This is a genomic window from Alkalinema pantanalense CENA528, assembly GCF_050753345.1.
GTDB lineage: Bacteria > Cyanobacteriota > Cyanobacteriia > Leptolyngbyales > Leptolyngbyaceae > Alkalinema > Alkalinema pantanalense.
Genome location: NZ_JBLZFX010000030.1, coordinates 49375 through 64490, shown reverse-complemented (window position 1 = coordinate 64490; position 15116 = coordinate 49375). Strand labels below are relative to the sequence as shown.

The following is a 15116-nucleotide window of genomic DNA, read 5'->3' as shown; positions in this document are numbered from 1 at the left end:
ACTGTCGAGCAACTGCAACTCCCCATTCCCCGTCAAATCATGCAACCACAGCCCGATCGGACTGGCCGCACTCAACGAAAACCGATAGAAATCATCCCGATCCCAACCACTCAGCGTCCCCACCTGTCGCCCAGAACCAGTCACCGTCCCCAGCCCCGTCGCCAGCGCCCAGGTATCCCCCGCCTCATCCCAAACCACAGGCCGCACCGCCGTCCCGATCGCCTTAATCTGTCCATTCTGACTGGGATTCACCATCGCACTACCCATCGGCGTTTGCGTCCCATTCATCTGCCAAATCACCAAATCCCCCGTACTTTGGTGCTGCCACAGCGCATCCGTCTTACCATCCCCACTAAAGTCATCAATCCCCACCAACTGCCAACCAGAATCTACCACTACCCCCTGCCAAATTGGTGAAGACTGTACCTTCCAGCCATCCATCGCCCACACCGCAATCTGCCCCTGACTGTTGCGCCACAGCAGATCCGCCTTACCATCGCCCGTAAAGTCCCCTGCTCCTTCAATCTTCCAGCCTGTACTCGCGGGAATTTGTAACGCCGTAAACTGGCCTTGGCCATTCACCTGACCCACAACATGGGTCTTATTGCCATCGATCGCAAACCCAGTCATCCCCCAGAGATGCAGTTCCCCCGTCTGCTGGTGCCGCCACAGCAAATCCCCCGTGCGATCGCCATTGAAATCCGCCACCTTTTCCAACGCCCAAGCATTGCCAACCAAGCCCTGGGCTAGGAGCTTATCACTAACCCGATTTGCCCCATCCATCTTCCAGAGATAGACATCGCCACTGGTGGGATTGTGCCAAACCACATCCGCCTTCCCATCCAGGTCAATATCCGCAACCCCCTTCACCTGCCAATCCGCCGTCACCATCACATTATTGAGAATGGGCGTTGCAGTGTAAGTGCCATTGGCCATCAACCACACAGCCATCTTACCCGTGCTGCGTTCCCGCCACAGGATATCGTCATTGATATCGCCATTAAAATCTCCAATCCCCTCGATCGTCCATTCCCCGCCAACGGGCGTCGGGATTTGCTTAGAGCCGATATACTGCAAGCCCTCAAACTGCCAATAGCCCAAAGTCGAATTCGTGAGATTACGCCATAGAATATCCGTTTGTTGCCTCGTCTGCGCTACAATTCTGAGGTCATACCCCGTTGCAACACTATCTACGCTATTAACAACGACATAATAAGTACCTGCTTCTAGCAGTTCTAACTGAATCGTTTCATTACCAACGCCATCTCGACTCGATTGCCAAAACTGATCTGCTGAATCAATTAGCCCATTTTGATTAACATCAATCCCAACGCCTACATTCGCATTGCCACTCAAGCTAGACAGCGCTAGATTGAGGCTGCTACGACTACTGAGATTCCAGCGATATACATCCTGCCGATTGGTCGCCAACAAACTCTCCTGTTGCAGCGTGGGCACACCATTAACAATATTCAAATTTTGCGCAGCAGAAAGAGACAGACCCAGGAAAGCGTCAGTAGGCGTCGGCATGACAATTACAAACCTTTAAATTTGCAAACTGAAGAAACTAACAACAGTGGAAAAGCGATACTCGATCGAGATTGCTCGATCTGCACCGCAAGCTGGATTGGGACATAGAATGAATCCCAACCACCGGGCACGAAAGCCCATAACTTTCGCATGCAGCGTTTAGCCTTGCACAATGAGCCAGCAATCATGTGCCAGCAATCATGTACCAGCAATCATGTACCAGCAATGCTCAAGAAAGTTGAATTAGCCTAAAATTGCTAAAAGGCAAATATACAAACATTAACGTTCATCAAAATGCTAGAAATGACCATTCTGAATGGAGATGACCCATTGGAAATGAGTGAGCAAATTATGATTGCAAATCTACAATGAACCATGAAATATGCATAGGACAATGCACTAGGGGGCAATCATGATTTTGTAAATTGCTACCTCGTTTTCAGCATGTCCGTAAATATACCAGGTTTATCCTAGATGTGAAAAGTCACCATGCAAATATTTTCTGTAAAGATTGCATGAAGTCAAAAAAAATTGCATAAAATCAATGGGCTGAAGAAATCTTGGGTAAGAAATGGCTTATACTGTCACGCCTGTTAAATCATTGAGAGCACCAAGATGGCGAGTTACTGTCTTTGCGTAATAAAGGCTTTCGGATCCCATCTAGGATCAGACTATCTGAACGACGCTTTAAGAGGTTGACTATCGGCAAGCTGATAGCGTTGGCGTAGCCTCTCGGAATGAGAATCGCCATTAAAACAATAATTCAACTGTCGTAAGCGATCGGCTTTGCCGTCTCGGAGAGAATCGCTCTCCATCTGTAACACCTCCAGACAGGGCAGAGCCTGACCCCGGTTTTCTCCTACTTGAAATAGCGCCTTATTTGCTGGAAGGTTAGGGATGAGATAGTTTTGGAACACCTCTACTATGGGTTGATTCTCTCTTAACCAGTAGCCAGCGTAGAGACAGCCCAAGGCTCCACATAGATTAGGCGTATTGAAATTAAACAGTGTCAGTTTGCTTGCTTTTCCGTCTACAGTCCAAGCAAGCAGGGTTTCTTTTGCTTGTGCCATATCCAGATTAGTGTTCGCTTGAATCACCTGTTCTAAAACAGATTCAGGGACTACTGCTGTCGCTTTTTGCCAGGGAACCGTTGCTGCACTGGAACTACAACCTGCCACGCCAATCAGTACCGATAACAGCAGAAAAAGGCTAAAACCGATGCGAAACCAGTATCCTACCTGCCATAACCAGTGAGGTGGTGCAGGAATGGGGGGTGTGCTCAGTTCTTGCTGAGTTGGAGCCAGGTTTGAAGCTGAATCTGTCATAGCGAGTTTCCTTCTCAACTTGCATTCACTGTTGAACCTGAACATTGGCGGGAACCGCAATGCCCAACTGCCGCAGTGCCCAGACTTCCTCAGCAAACCAGGTAGGATTTTGAGTTGAGGCTGCGCCCTGGCTGACCTGTTGCTGAAAGCGATCTTTGCCCATGCGTTGAATTTCATGACGGTATTGTGCCAGCGTTAGCTGCTGGGCAACCGATCGAGGAACTGCACTGGAAAAAGAAAGGCGATCGCCCATCGGGTTAAAAAACACTTCCTCACAGCTTCCATTCCTAACCGCGATGATCAGATTCGTTGGTGCTTGGCTATTTTCGGTATAAGTTGCCAGCAGGTAATAGTCTTTGCCCTGCAAGCGACTAGAACCGATTAGCTCGCTTCGCACAATGGGCTGTCGAGTTTGTTGAGGAATACAGCGACTGACGGTTTTTGGAATACCCGTAGTTTGAGCATCAAGAGGAAGGTATCCCAGCCCAATCGTGCACAACACTCCTATCAAAATTAACAACCAAAAATATGAAGAAAAATGTATGCTAATGGATCGGAACGAAAATTGTTGGTGTGGTCGCATTGTTAATTCCCCCTTAAAATTGAACTCGCTGTCTAGGATTGATGGAAGAACCGCTACGCCAATTGCCAGGAGTCGCGCCTTCAATCACTTCAAAGTGCAGGTGGGGGCCTGTGCCCAAACCACTTTGCCCACTACGGGCGATCGCTTGTCCCTGTTGTACGGTTGTACCCACGCTCACGTCCATTGAATCTAGGTGAGCATAGAGCGTCATCCTGCCATTGGTATGTTCCACAATCAGGGTTTTGCCATAGCCGGATAGCCACCCTGCGTAGAGCACACTGCCGTCATCAGCCGCCCGAACCGGTGTCCCGATCGGTGTTCCGATATCAATGCCAGCATGATTAGAGCTACAGCTCGCGCAAGGGCTAGAGCGAGGCCCAAACTCACTGGTCACTGGAAAGCCTGGAGCAGGGGTGATCAGCCTACCAGTGGCCTTTCCCAGTGTTTTGCCCTGGGCGGCCTCCCTGCTTTTAACGCCAGAGGAATTAACGCTTGCCAGGGTTGCACTAGGAGCGCAGGTTAATGTGCCATTGCCACCGTTACGATAGCGAGTCACAGCAGCGCGACCGTAATCCTGTAAACTCATACGACCCAATGCATCGGAACCGCTACTATCAACGCGACTGTAGTCGCCACCAAAGTGTTTTTGAGCCACTCGTTCTAATAAGCGGTTGCCTGTAAAAGGTTGTCCAGTTGTTGGATCGATCTGTCCTTGCGTTACCTGAATTTTGTTAGCGAGGTCTGCCATAAAGGCGCGATCCTGATCAGCAGGTGGAAAGAATTGAAACAGTTCTGCTTCAGTGGATTGGTAGCCCTGTCCAATCCGATTTAAGAATCCCTGCCCCCCTGGCTTTGCAGCAATTAACTGGACTGCATAAGGGTTGTAGCTCATGAACTGGTAACGTCCTAAACCCCGTCCACAGTGACTTCCCCCATCTGCGCAGGTATGAACTCCGACGGCCTGATAACCTCCGCTTCCAGCACTTTCGATGCTGGCGATTGCCTCTGCCAATGCATTTAAATCAATTCCTTGCACGGATTGTGCCGACACAGGTTGACTGCTGCCACCGAAAGTACAGGGATTGCCCTTATTTTGATTTCTATCACCAGTTCGGTTACTTCCAGACTCTCGACTAGCTCCAGTGGGTTGAGAGGCAGAGGCAGCGCGTTGATCGCTCAAATCCCCGACAAACCTCAAAGCATTCACTTTGTAGGTAAAGAATGGTACTGGACCAATGAAGTAAGGCGTACAGCCCAAAGCGTTGGCACAGAAACGGAAGAATAGAGCGGTATCTACGGTATCTGTGGGTTCATCTGGCTCCATCACCACAACTTTGAAGGCAGAACCGAAGGGCAAGCGCCCTGTAGGTTCTCGTCCACCATTCACCGATAGCAAGATACCCCAGCCACCCTGGACTTCCTGATATTTTCCTGAAATCCATTGCTTGCCTTCCAGCCTGCCACGCGCACTACGTCCAGCGTTCTCCAAATCATCGAGTTCAACATAGGCGCAATCCGTTTCAGCGCAGGGGACAGAAAAGCCCTGCACATCAGAGCCAGAAATGGTGTTGTTGCGTTGTGCTTCTGCTGGCCCATAGACCTGATCAACTCGCATGACCAGATTCCCCATCTCGGTAATTGGGTTTGGCATTGCCCCTAATGGTACCTGGCCTAATCCTGGAATATCTTTGGCAAAGCTGTTCATCCAGCCCTCAAACTGTTGAAGCTGAACGGCTTCCAGGTTGGAAATAGAGGTGACAGAAAAGCGAGAAAGATCAATCTCCTTTAAGCGTAGCTGTCCAACCTGGGGATGCTGCGCTAGTACTTCAGCCAGGGTCTGATCAGAGACATTAATGCCGACGGCTTTGGCAGCCAAAAGCGCCGCGACAGGCGCGATCGCCCACACATTGGTTTGCGCCAATCCCGGCACCACCTTTGCTAAATGGCTCAAGGTTTGATCGGCTGCCAGGGTAAACACACTCAAGGCAACTTGATTGAGATCGAGATTGGTGAGTTGGGAAATTGTGCCTAGCGAGAATACTTCTGTCTGAAATGCCTGCGAAATGTCCCCCAACTTCAAATACCGATCGGGAGTCATGCCAGCATTCCAACGGCGGCTCAGGTCATACCCCAACACTGGCTGATAAGGTTTGCCATCGATCGAGCCAGAGCGACTAATACCCGGCATCTGCGATAAAGAGATCCGGTTCCAGTCGGGCAATAAAACTTGAGTTGCAGGTAGCCCAGATTGACTCCCGGTAACTTCTAGAATCCGGGTTGGTAAGCTGCCATCGTCAAGGGTACGAGCCAATGCAGGGGCATTGAACCCGCAAAAACTCATGACCATGAAGCACAGCGAAATCATCCAGGCTAGAACCCGCTGCCTCTTGAAGCTGTCTGGCATTCGCAATGGGATACTCATGACACCAAGCAGGGTTAAGGGGGCTTATAGCTCTAATTCCGGTGCAGAAAAAGTGCGCTCCGGCTGTTGCTGATAACCAAAACCCTTGCCATAGCCCCTTAGGCGAGGGTTGGGTTTCGCGGTGGATTCTGAGTAGGGCGTATCACCAAAGTTTTGCTCAAAGATGTTCTCCTGGTAGCCATCGCTGAAGTGATTGGTTTGCCAGGGATTCGTGCCTGCTCCAGAAATGGATTGTCTACATCCATAACCATGGGCTTGATAGCCTCCCGATTGATAGCCACTATTACGATCAAGATTGCTATTGAAATCAAGTATCGGTTCAGAATTCATCATGCAAGCATCCATCCGAAACAATATGCTTGTCAGCCTATAAAGTATGACCGAGTAATTACCTCAACCAGTTGGACAACAATGCTCCAGCCAACTGGCTGTTTGTGGGGAACGGCTACAGCTTTACAGGAGACTTGTACTGTGGATCAATTGAGTTTTATTCCTGAAGAGTTAGTCCGAACTCTTCAACAAGAGGCTGGGAATAAAGATACCCGTTGCTCATCTAGCACTCTGGAGATGCTGCGGCTGTTAGCATCCCTGGATGTTCCCAAAGAATTATTAGCATGTATGTTAGAAATGGCAGACTTTTCGATTCATCATGTTCGTTATTTAGCGGGCCCGCTGGTATTGCATCGCAGTTTGTGGGGGGATGTGGTTCCAAAATGGTTGAAGGCGGCCTGTGTCCACGATCGGTTTGACCTCATTCTTTCTGAATATGAACAGGAGCAAGTGGGAGATTACGCTACCCCGACTGAAGTATTGGCTTACATGATGCCTGCGAGTTTTGAAGCACCTATGCACCGCGACTATTCTGACCTCTACATTTGGGCAGGTAATGAGGTGATGCGGAAGCATAACAAATTACCCGAAGGGGCTGACAATTTTTATGACTTGACGGGTGGTCATGTAATTGAGTTCAAGGCTGTCAAAACTGAGTTTCAGAATTTGAGTCGATCGATTCGTCAAAGTGTTGTAAAGCACGCAGCCCAACAAGGATGGGGAAAGCGACATCATCGAGAAACAGGAGAAGCAAAGGCCGTTAATCCTGTTCAAACAACCGACCAACCAGAGCAAGTCAGATTGTTTTAAATCCTAAAAGTTGACGGAAATGGTTGGTGCTACCGCCCCTTCAAGCTAGTTCTCCATCCATTTCCGATCATGTCTGCTTGCAAAACTGATTCTAATTTAAAAGATGTGGCCTATTGCTTGATTACATCCAATAAACAACTTGAAACGGCATTACGATTGCTAGAACAGTCTCCCATTCTTGGTTTGGATTGTGAAACCACTGGTTTAGATCCTCATATTCATACTATTCGACTGATTCAAATTGCAGTCCCCAATCAGCCCGTGATTCTAATTGATTTACCTCAGATTGCCCCTCACGATCGCTGCCTGCTCCACCAATTGCTCGCCAGTCCCGCGATCAAAATTACCCACAATGGCAAATTCGACTGGCAGTTTCTTACAAAGGCAGGACTCCAGCCCAGTGCACCTTTCTTCGATACACAACTGGCCTATCGAGTGCTGACGGCAGGGTTAAAAACAAGTCTCTCGTTGCAGATACTTGCTCAAAAGCTATTGAATGTGGAGCTGGATAAAACCCAGCAGGTCAGTGATTGGAGCCAGCCCCTAACTTCAAAACAGTTACAGTATGCAGCGTTGGATGCCGCAATTTTATTGGAACTGTATCCGATTTTGGTCAAGAAGCTGGAGAGATCGCACCTCCTCAAAATTGCCCACCTTGAGTTTCACTGTATGCCTGCGGTGGCTCAGATGGAATTGAATGGCATGTTGCTTGACCTCTCTCGCTGGAAAACGTTAGGGGCAAAGCTGGAGAACGATCGAGATGTGGCACTTCATCAGGTCAGGCAACTCCGGATCGCGGGTAATGCCCAAATGTCCTTACTGCCGGAGATGACAGATGCAATCAACCCTAATTCTTCGCAGCAGGTACTGGCAGCACTGCAAGCGGCTGGGATTCCTGTGAATTCAACGAACCAGAAAGAGTTGGTGCCTCTGGCGAAACGGTACCCTGTGATTCAAGCGTTGTTAGACTATCGCCACCTCTCCAAAATCACGGCTACGTTTGCCGATCGCTTGCCCAAGCACGTCCATCCAGTGACAGGGAGGATTCACCCGACGTACTATCAGCTTGGAGCTAGGTCGGGTCGATTTTCTTGTCGTAATCCTCCTTTGCAAACCATTCCTCGCGATGCCGCAGCTCGAACCTGCTTTGTTGCTGCACCAGGCTGCCGGATCGTGCGAGCGGACTATTCGCAAATTGAGCTGCGAATTGTGGCTCGATTGAGTGGCGATACCCGGATGCAACGAGCCTACCGTAAGGGTGAGGATCTTCATCGGTTGACCGCAGCACTGGTGACTGGGAAAGCGATCGCGGATGTAAGCGAGGAAGATCGACGGCTGGCCAAAGCAATTAATTTTGGGTTGATCTACGGCATGGGTGCCGCCAAACTTCAGAGCTATGCGGAGATGAAGTATGGGGTTACACTGTCTCTGGAGCAGGCAAAGGCATTCCGAAAGCGCTTCTTTGAAGCCTACGCCGGGGTGGCAGAGTGGCATGAGACGATCAAGCGCAGTTACATTCGGGGAACAAAGGAGAGCCGTACCCTGGCAGGACGGCGGCGCAGGTGGGCCGATAAACCTAGGCTGGCGGAACTTCTAAATCATCCAGTCCAGGGATTGAATGCTGACATCACGAAGTTGGCGTTAGTGAAACTCAACAAAGTGCTGGCAGAGACAGGAGCCAAGCTGATTTGTACGATTCATGATGAGATTTTGTTGGAGTGTCCTGCTACTGAAGCGAAGCACAGCAGTGATCTCTTACACCGCTGTATGGTTGTGGCAGCTCGGAAGTTTCTGCATCCGATTCCGGTGGTTGTGGATATCAAAGTTTCAGCGAGTTGGGGGGAATAGTCTGCTACCCACTAACCAGACGTTTCAAGATTTGTGCGACTGTATACAGTTCGTTGCCTTCGGCAGTGCTGAGGGTAAATTTGTCTGACAGTGCATAGTGGGAAGAGTCACGATCGCATTTAACGAACAGGTAATCTTCTCCGGTCGTAATCAGGGCAAATACAGGAAAAATCGGTGCACCGACCATGTAGGCTAAGGTTTGGGCGATCGCTTGTCGCACACTAAACCCATAGCGTTTACTTTCAATCACAATCAACCAAAGGCGATCGTGAATCACCAAGGCATCAATTAACCCATCCAGCAAGGTATCACCATCTTCAATGGCAAACCGAACATATTTTTCACTCCGAACTTGGTAGGGGGGATCGATGAATCCCAGCGTTTCTAGGAGAGGAAAGAGCAGAATTAAATTGACTGTGCCTTCAGTGATGGCTCCGCGATCGGCATAGTAGAAATAGCGCTGTTTAAGTTGATCGAGCTTTGCCTTTTCGGTATCACTGAGCGAAGGCAATGATTCTCGCCATTCGGTAAAAAAGGTTGCATCTGTACTAGGTACAATGCCCAATTTTGCGTGAGCTTCGGTGAGATTCGTGATCGCTTTAGTAATACCGAGAGTGATCATCGGAGTTTTGTCAGTGAGGAATCGTTTCTACGCTAGCACGGTTTGATAGAGGTAGGGATAAAGCGCAGTGCCGAAGTTTAGGGAATAAAATCAGGTAAAACGGCTCTTAACTATTCCCTAAGTAAAAGCAGTACAGGTGAATCTGGACTTAGGGAATAAAAACAGGTTAAAAATCCCTAAGTATTCCCTAAGCGATTTTTGCGGGATCAGGGGTAGGAGATGCCAAAGCGGAGCAAAGCAGCGCGGTTGATTCAGGAACTCCAGGATTGGGGTGAGGATGAGTTGGGGGATCTGGCTGAGATGATTCAGGGGCTACTGGAGGCGCGGCGGGAGGCGGTAGAGGAGGAGAACCCGGAGACTCGTGAGGATGGCACACCGCTGGGGAAGCATGGGGGCCGAGGGCATATTGAGCTGAAGATGATTCCGGATTCTAAGACGGGGAAGACCTATGGCCCTTACCGCTATCTGCGTTACTGGGGGGTGACGAAGAAGGGGACAATGGGGCTGAAAAGTGTGTATTTAGGGAAATAGGTTGGGGAAGGGGAAAATGAATTATGAGAGACTAGAGCTACGTTCTCAAGCGTGGATCTGGGGGTGTAGTGTCCTACACTGATGCCTCAATGGTTAAGCCATCCTTTTAGAAAAGTAGATAGGTTAACTAAATAGGAGGTAGTTGATATGGTACAAGCAATTCCTAATCTCATGAGCTTTGATGATTTTATGGGTTGGTATCCAGAAGATGGACGCTATGAGTTAATCAATGGAAGGGTGTGTGAAGTGAAACCCACGGGATCCCACGAACAGGTGGTCGCATACTTGAATCGGAGACTGTTGGTGGAAATTGACCGATTGCAACTGCCCTATTTCCTCCCTAAAAGCTGTACTGTTAAGCCTTTCAGTGAATTGTCAGGTTATCTACCCGATGTGGTCATCGTGGATCAGTCGAAATTAGCAGATGAACCTCGCTGGCAACGAGAATCTACTTTGATTCATGGTGCATCCATGTCTTTAGTGGTTGAGGTCGTCAGTACTAACTGGCGTGATGATTACCAGCGTAAAGCTGCTGATTACGAAGAAATGGGCATTCCTGAATTTTGGATTGTAGATTACCTCGGTTTGGGTGGACGACGATACATTGGTACGCCTAAACAGCCTGCGTTTTTGGTCTATCAGTTGGTCGATGGAGAATATCAAGTCAGTCTGTTTCGTGGAGCAGAACGGATTATTTCACCTACCTTTCCTGAACTGAATCTGACCCTGGATCAGGTATTGGCTGCGATCGGTAGTTGATCAGCAGAAAGCAACTCCATGAGTTGTAAATAACGAGTGAATGAAACACTTCAGAAAGCGGTGCACCCGGTTGGGGGGCTCTTGCTACCTTAGCCAAGTAGTCATCCACTGGACACCACATAAGTTGGTTTGGGCTTCCTCTGAGCGCGTTTCCCTGAAAATGCTACAGTTATGTAATTTAGCCTGTTAAGTAGGAGATCTGACTTCAGTTAATCTAGCCAGATTGAGGTTAATGCTTGCCAATTAAAGCCCTGTACGAAGTGAGTAGCTTTTTGGGGAAGAATCTGTATCTCAGCCCATAATTGTTCGGGTTCAATGCCGAAGCCATATTGTAGCCCTACAATAACTGCAACAATGACCAAAAGTAGTCCAATACTTACCTTGATGACTCGCCATAGTAGAATGAAGAGTAGAATTGAGATTAGGATCGTTGCGATTACTAGCATCATATGAGAGTCTCTTTTTAGTGAAAAATTGATAATTTTTCTATTCTAAAATTCTAGTTGCTCAGCAACTAATGATTAAGTTTCACACTGACTTCTTTAAACATCGACTAAAATGCTAGTAGACTCGCTGAGAATTTGGGTTGCAATCAATGGTTGCGATCGATGGTTACAGTTACAGTTTCAGTTCTCTGGGGTACTGGTACTATTGGCGAGAGGATAAAGTTTGTTAGTTCATTGCGAAGAGAAGTCGATAGGACTCATTGTCAATCAAAATACGCATTCCTAGCCACATCAAAATGAAAGGGAAAATTTTCCTAGCATACCGAGCAGCTGCAAAGGCGATTTTAGGTTGCCGCGTCAAGTGATAGGAAAGGAAGCACCATAGACCCACTGTGGCATAGCACACACTCAAAATGATGCCCAGATGCGGGAGTGTACTACCTGCAAATAAAGGTACATAGATACCAATATTGTTACCACCATTGGCAATTGTTACTGCTGAAACTTGATAGGTTTGCCGATCGCGCAGTGTTTTCCAGAGGGGGGCAGGGGATCTGTGCGATTTCTCTGAGCGAAGTTGGGGCTGACTACTGACCGTCTGAATGGTCTGTTGATCCTGCTGACTTAAGGTAGCCAGTTGACTAATCCCAATCATTACAGGGAGTAAGCCAAGTAAGCCAATCCAAATTTCTGGAATCACTAGCCGTCCCAAAAAGCCGACCAAACTCACACCCACCAACACCGTAAATCCAACATATTCACCGATAACCACATGGCGTGGCTGAAAGCTTCGATCCACTTTGCTGAAGAACAGGGTCAAATAAATATTATCGTCAAAGGTTGTTGCGAAAGCTGCGGCAACACCCGTCATTAATGCGCCTTCTAGCCAGTTCATTATCCTCTCCTTATTGTGATTGTAATGGCAGCTTTTTAGTGGGATTCGGTGTTATTCCTGGGTATTCTCAAAAACTATCAAGGTCGTGATATATCGCTCGGGGAGCTTTAATTTCGCCATGATATAAGACTATGCTCTTCAATTGATAAGAGCAAATAGTCTTGATTGTGATATTGATAAATAGAAGTGATTAATCTTCTACATTTATTCTTTTGGAGTCAGTTCTCGTGACATTAAAAAATCTCCTCAAAAGTACTAGCTTCGAAGAGATTTAGTCTTGATAAATTTGCTGTAGTTAATGTTGCAACAATAATAATGATGTGCCGATGATGCTATGGAATGAGATTATGCAACATTAAAATTGTCGAAATTAAAGTTGTCGAATTCTTGTTCGATGAGATAGGTTTAGAAGATTGACTTGTTTGGCATCTAATCTTCATCTGCAATTACTAGCACGATCGCGAATCCATCGTAGCCCTTGCTTCCAACGGTCTGAATTGCAGTGGCCTTTACGCGAGGTTCTGCTGAGAGCAACTCATTAAATTTGCGTACGCCTTGAATATTTTCATCACGACTCTCTGCATCAATGATGCCCCCCTTACGCACCACATTATCCACAATAATGACACTGCCCTGCCGCGTTAGTCGGAGTGCCCAAGTAAAATAGTGGGGAATATTGACTTTGTCGGCATCAATGAAGACAAAATCAAAGGGAGCCTCATGGGTTAACTGTGGCAACGTTTCGAGAGCCTGACCTACTCGGATTTCCACCCGATCGGACAGTCCAGCCTGCTCAAGATTCTTGCGAGCAACGTCTGCATGGTGTGGGTTGGCCTCTAGAGTGATCAATTTGCCATCCGCTGGTAAAGCCCTTGCTAGCCAAATGGTGCTGTAGCCTGCTAAAGTGCCCAATTCTAAAATTTTGCTGGCACCCCGAATTTGCGCCAGGATATGTAGCAGTTTTCCTTGGTTAGGGGCAACGTTGATTTGGGGTAGATTGGCCTCGATGGTGGATTGGAGTGCGGCTTCTAGGGCTGCATCCGGTAGAACCAACAAATCCGTCAGATAGTCGTCAACTGCCGTCCATTGTGCTTGTGTCATTGGATTTCTTGCTCACACTGAATGATTGGGTATTCCGATGGAGATGAATTTTTAGGCAATCCGGAACATGCCTATTTAAAAGTCCTTTTTTCATTGAGCGGTTCACCCGCTTCACACCACTGAGTGTAATCAATATGAGAAATGATGCAATTAAGGCCATTTGCCATAGCCCACACCCGATCGTGGCTCCTAACCCCGCCGCCGCCCAGATTGAAGCAGCAGTTGTTAACCCCCGAACTTTAATGATGCCTCCTCGGTGAGGGGGGTCTTGCAAAATTAAACCAGCACCTAGGAAGCCAACCCCAGTGGCAACCCCCTGTAAAGTACGGCTGAGAGCATTAGCAGTGGCAAATGAACTATCATCTTCAACCTGTAGGGGAATCATGACGAGAAGGGCTGCTCCCATACTAACTAACATGAATGTTCTCATCCCTGCCGATCGTCCCCCTCGTTGACGATTGAGGCCAATGATTCCACCCAGTAACAACGCCATGGCTAGTCTCAACAAAATGGTCTGCCAATCATTACTGTTGATTAAAAGATGTTTCATGCTTGCAACGCGCTCAATTGACCTCGAAACCTAGTTTTCTACGTAGCCAGAGACCGATTGCCGTTCCCACTAGGGCTGCAATAATCCAAATCCAGCCATGCAAACTGGTTGAAGCAATGCCCCCAAAAAATGCACTGATATTGCATCCAAAGGCCAAGAATGCGCCGTAGCCCATTGCAAAGCCTCCCCCTAAAGCCGATGCAATAGCTGGTAAGTTCCACGCGGTCTTAATCAAAAATTGTCCAGCCGCAGATGCAGCGATTAATGCCCCTAAAATCACTCCTAGGTTAATCACAATGCTGGCATCAGTGAAGAGGGGTTGTCCCAGAGCTTGCTGTCCGCTCCCAGTTCCCCAAACAGGGTAACCATTGGGATTCCAGCCTAGAAAGAGGGCTACCTTAGCAGCACCCAATGCAAAGCCCCAAGTCACGCGCCAAGGCTGTCCCGAGATAATTAATGTGAACCAATTAAGAATGGCTAATAAAACGGCTCCCACGAATAATGACCAGCGATCGGATAACCACGATCGCCTTGTCCCTGGAAACTGAAAAAATGACTTGATCTCTAATGAACGCCATCCCGAAAAAATCCCCTTGTATTGGCTCCAGCGCAAGAAAATGGCTATGAGCGTGATCACCGCTAGTTGTAGTACGACTGCTCCAAGCCACCCAAAATTCATTCCTAGGGAAATCGGGGGGATCGATGGCAAACCAGCCCAGAAAGAGCGAGTTAGACTGGCCACAAATGCACCCACTGAAAAGGCTAGGAATGTCACGCCCATAGACAAACTGCCGCTGCCCAGAGTGTAAAGTGTGCCGCAACCACAAGCCCCACCAAACTGCATCCCCACACCAAACAGTACTGCACCGATTATGCCTTGCAACCCGATTGGAGCCACAGCTCCTTTTACGACTTGCCCTCCGATCGAGCCTGCGGCTAATACGGGTGCAAACAAAATCGTTGCTACACCCAACATGACTAACTGGGCGTAAATTCCCGTTACTTCACGTTGTATAAACAACTTTCGATAAGCGGAGGCAAACCCAAACCCCGATCGATACAATGTAACGCCAAACAGTCCACCAATCAAAAATAATGCACTCTGTTGCCAGCTATAACGACTCAACCCAACCATTCCCATCACAAACACCCCTAATGCGATCATTGCGAAATGGCGCTGGGGGGTCTGGTTGGAGGGGCGATCGAAACCACTGTCAGATGAATCAAGAGGAGTGATGCTACTCATAATTGCAGTCTAGATGCCTATGGACTACTACAAGTTTCTTCAAGTAAAAGTCTCCTCAAGAAACCGTGATCCTGAAGAGACTCAAAGCGTTAATTACTCAAATCTAGCTGTTCTTGCC

Annotated in this window: 14 protein-coding genes; 4 read left to right on the top strand and 10 right to left on the bottom strand. The window is 48.2% G+C overall.

All coding sequences use genetic code 11. The annotated features are described in order from the left end of the window. The 5 genes from ACN4EG_RS12165 to ACN4EG_RS12145 all read right to left on the bottom strand — a co-directional run. Window positions 1-1530: FG-GAP repeat domain-containing protein (locus ACN4EG_RS12165; RefSeq protein ID WP_431629761.1), on the bottom strand; the 1530-nt coding region annotated here is incomplete at its 3' end. Window positions 1531-2201: 671 nt separating this feature from the next. Beyond that, on the bottom strand, window positions 2202-2855 hold the full coding sequence (locus tag ACN4EG_RS12160) for a hypothetical protein (RefSeq protein ID WP_431629760.1): 654 nt from the start codon (window positions 2853-2855) through the stop codon (window positions 2202-2204). 25 nt (window positions 2856-2880) lie between these two features. After that, on the bottom strand, window positions 2881-3252 hold the full coding sequence (locus tag ACN4EG_RS12155) for a hypothetical protein (RefSeq protein ID WP_431629759.1): 372 nt from the start codon (window positions 3250-3252) through the stop codon (window positions 2881-2883). 199 nt (window positions 3253-3451) lie between these two features. After that, window positions 3452-5860, bottom strand: coding sequence for a M23 family metallopeptidase (locus tag ACN4EG_RS12150; protein WP_431629758.1), 2409 nt, complete (start codon window positions 5858-5860; stop codon window positions 3452-3454). Window positions 5861-5884: 24 nt separating this feature from the next. Continuing rightward, window positions 5885-6193, bottom strand: a complete 309-nt coding sequence (locus ACN4EG_RS12145) for a hypothetical protein (protein WP_431629757.1) — start codon at window positions 6191-6193, stop codon at window positions 5885-5887. A 78-nt stretch (window positions 6194-6271) separates the two neighbouring features. On the opposite strand from ACN4EG_RS12145, the gene ACN4EG_RS12140 reads away from it, so the two are divergent. Together ACN4EG_RS12140 and ACN4EG_RS12135 are read left to right on the top strand one after the other, a co-directional pair. Beyond that, window positions 6272-7000 (top strand): hypothetical protein, encoded by a 729-nt coding sequence (locus tag ACN4EG_RS12140; protein WP_431629756.1) that lies wholly within the window; start codon window positions 6272-6274, stop codon window positions 6998-7000. Between the two features lie 69 nt (window positions 7001-7069). Beyond that, the gene (locus tag ACN4EG_RS12135) at window positions 7070-8848 is read left to right on the top strand and encodes a bifunctional 3'-5' exonuclease/DNA polymerase (RefSeq protein WP_431629755.1); all 1779 of its coding nucleotides are present in this window, start codon (window positions 7070-7072) and stop codon (window positions 8846-8848) included. Between the two features lie 4 nt (window positions 8849-8852). Here ACN4EG_RS12135 and ACN4EG_RS12130 read toward each other — a convergent pair whose 3' ends face one another. Then, window positions 8853-9470 carry a type I restriction endonuclease subunit R gene (locus tag ACN4EG_RS12130; RefSeq protein WP_431629754.1) on the bottom strand — a complete coding sequence of 206 codons (618 nt, stop codon included), beginning with the start codon at window positions 9468-9470 and terminating at the stop codon, window positions 8853-8855. Window positions 9471-9689: 219 nt separating this feature from the next. Here ACN4EG_RS12130 and ACN4EG_RS12125 point away from each other — a divergent pair, with 219 nt between their 5' ends. Together ACN4EG_RS12125 and ACN4EG_RS12120 are read left to right on the top strand one after the other, a co-directional pair. Then, complete coding sequence (locus ACN4EG_RS12125) at window positions 9690-10001, top strand: hypothetical protein (protein WP_431629753.1); 312 nt, start codon at window positions 9690-9692, stop codon at window positions 9999-10001. Between the two features lie 147 nt (window positions 10002-10148). Further along, complete coding sequence (locus ACN4EG_RS12120) at window positions 10149-10760, top strand: Uma2 family endonuclease (RefSeq protein WP_431629752.1); 612 nt, start codon at window positions 10149-10151, stop codon at window positions 10758-10760. A 672-nt stretch (window positions 10761-11432) separates the two neighbouring features. Here the strand turns inward: ACN4EG_RS12120 and ACN4EG_RS12115 are convergent. The 4 genes from ACN4EG_RS12115 to ACN4EG_RS12100 form a co-directional block, all read right to left on the bottom strand. Then, window positions 11433-12101, bottom strand: coding sequence for a cadmium resistance transporter (locus ACN4EG_RS12115; RefSeq protein WP_431629750.1), 669 nt, complete (start codon window positions 12099-12101; stop codon window positions 11433-11435). 429 nt (window positions 12102-12530) lie between these two features. Beyond that, window positions 12531-13202, bottom strand: coding sequence for an O-methyltransferase (locus ACN4EG_RS12110; protein WP_431629748.1), 672 nt, complete (start codon window positions 13200-13202; stop codon window positions 12531-12533). After that, on the bottom strand, window positions 13174-13752 hold the full coding sequence (locus ACN4EG_RS12105; protein ID WP_431629747.1) for an MgtC/SapB family protein: 579 nt from the start codon (window positions 13750-13752) through the stop codon (window positions 13174-13176). The genes ACN4EG_RS12110 and ACN4EG_RS12105 overlap by 29 nt, the downstream gene beginning before the upstream one ends. A 13-nt stretch (window positions 13753-13765) precedes the next feature. Then, window positions 13766-14998: a YeeE/YedE family protein gene (locus ACN4EG_RS12100; RefSeq protein WP_431629745.1), complete on the bottom strand. Its 1233-nt coding sequence runs from the start codon at window positions 14996-14998 to the stop codon at window positions 13766-13768. Window positions 14999-15116 lie beyond the last annotated feature (118 nt).

Bases quoted from the DNA above. Each gene is read 5' to 3' on its own strand.
- ACN4EG_RS12160 (WP_431629760.1), bottom strand. From the start codon at position 2,855: ATGACAGATTCAGCTTCAAACCTGGCTCCAACTCAGCAAGAACTGAGC.
- ACN4EG_RS12150 (WP_431629758.1), bottom strand. From the start codon at position 5,860: ATGAGTATCCCATTGCGAATGCCAGACAGCTTCAAGAGGCAGCGGGTT.
- ACN4EG_RS12145 (WP_431629757.1), bottom strand. From the start codon at position 6,193: ATGATGAATTCTGAACCGATACTTGATTTCAATAGCAATCTTGATCGT.
- ACN4EG_RS12140 (WP_431629756.1), top strand. From the start codon at position 6,272: ATGCTCCAGCCAACTGGCTGTTTGTGGGGAACGGCTACAGCTTTACAG.
- ACN4EG_RS12135 (WP_431629755.1), top strand. From the start codon at position 7,070: ATGTCTGCTTGCAAAACTGATTCTAATTTAAAAGATGTGGCCTATTGC.
- ACN4EG_RS12130 (WP_431629754.1), bottom strand. From the start codon at position 9,470: ATGATCACTCTCGGTATTACTAAAGCGATCACGAATCTCACCGAAGCT.
- ACN4EG_RS12125 (WP_431629753.1), top strand. From the start codon at position 9,690: ATGCCAAAGCGGAGCAAAGCAGCGCGGTTGATTCAGGAACTCCAGGAT.
- ACN4EG_RS12120 (WP_431629752.1), top strand. From the start codon at position 10,149: ATGGTACAAGCAATTCCTAATCTCATGAGCTTTGATGATTTTATGGGT.
- ACN4EG_RS12115 (WP_431629750.1), bottom strand. From the start codon at position 12,101: ATGAACTGGCTAGAAGGCGCATTAATGACGGGTGTTGCCGCAGCTTTC.
- ACN4EG_RS12110 (WP_431629748.1), bottom strand. From the start codon at position 13,202: ATGACACAAGCACAATGGACGGCAGTTGACGACTATCTGACGGATTTG.
- ACN4EG_RS12105 (WP_431629747.1), bottom strand. From the start codon at position 13,752: ATGAAACATCTTTTAATCAACAGTAATGATTGGCAGACCATTTTGTTG.
- ACN4EG_RS12100 (WP_431629745.1), bottom strand. From the start codon at position 14,998: ATGAGTAGCATCACTCCTCTTGATTCATCTGACAGTGGTTTCGATCGC.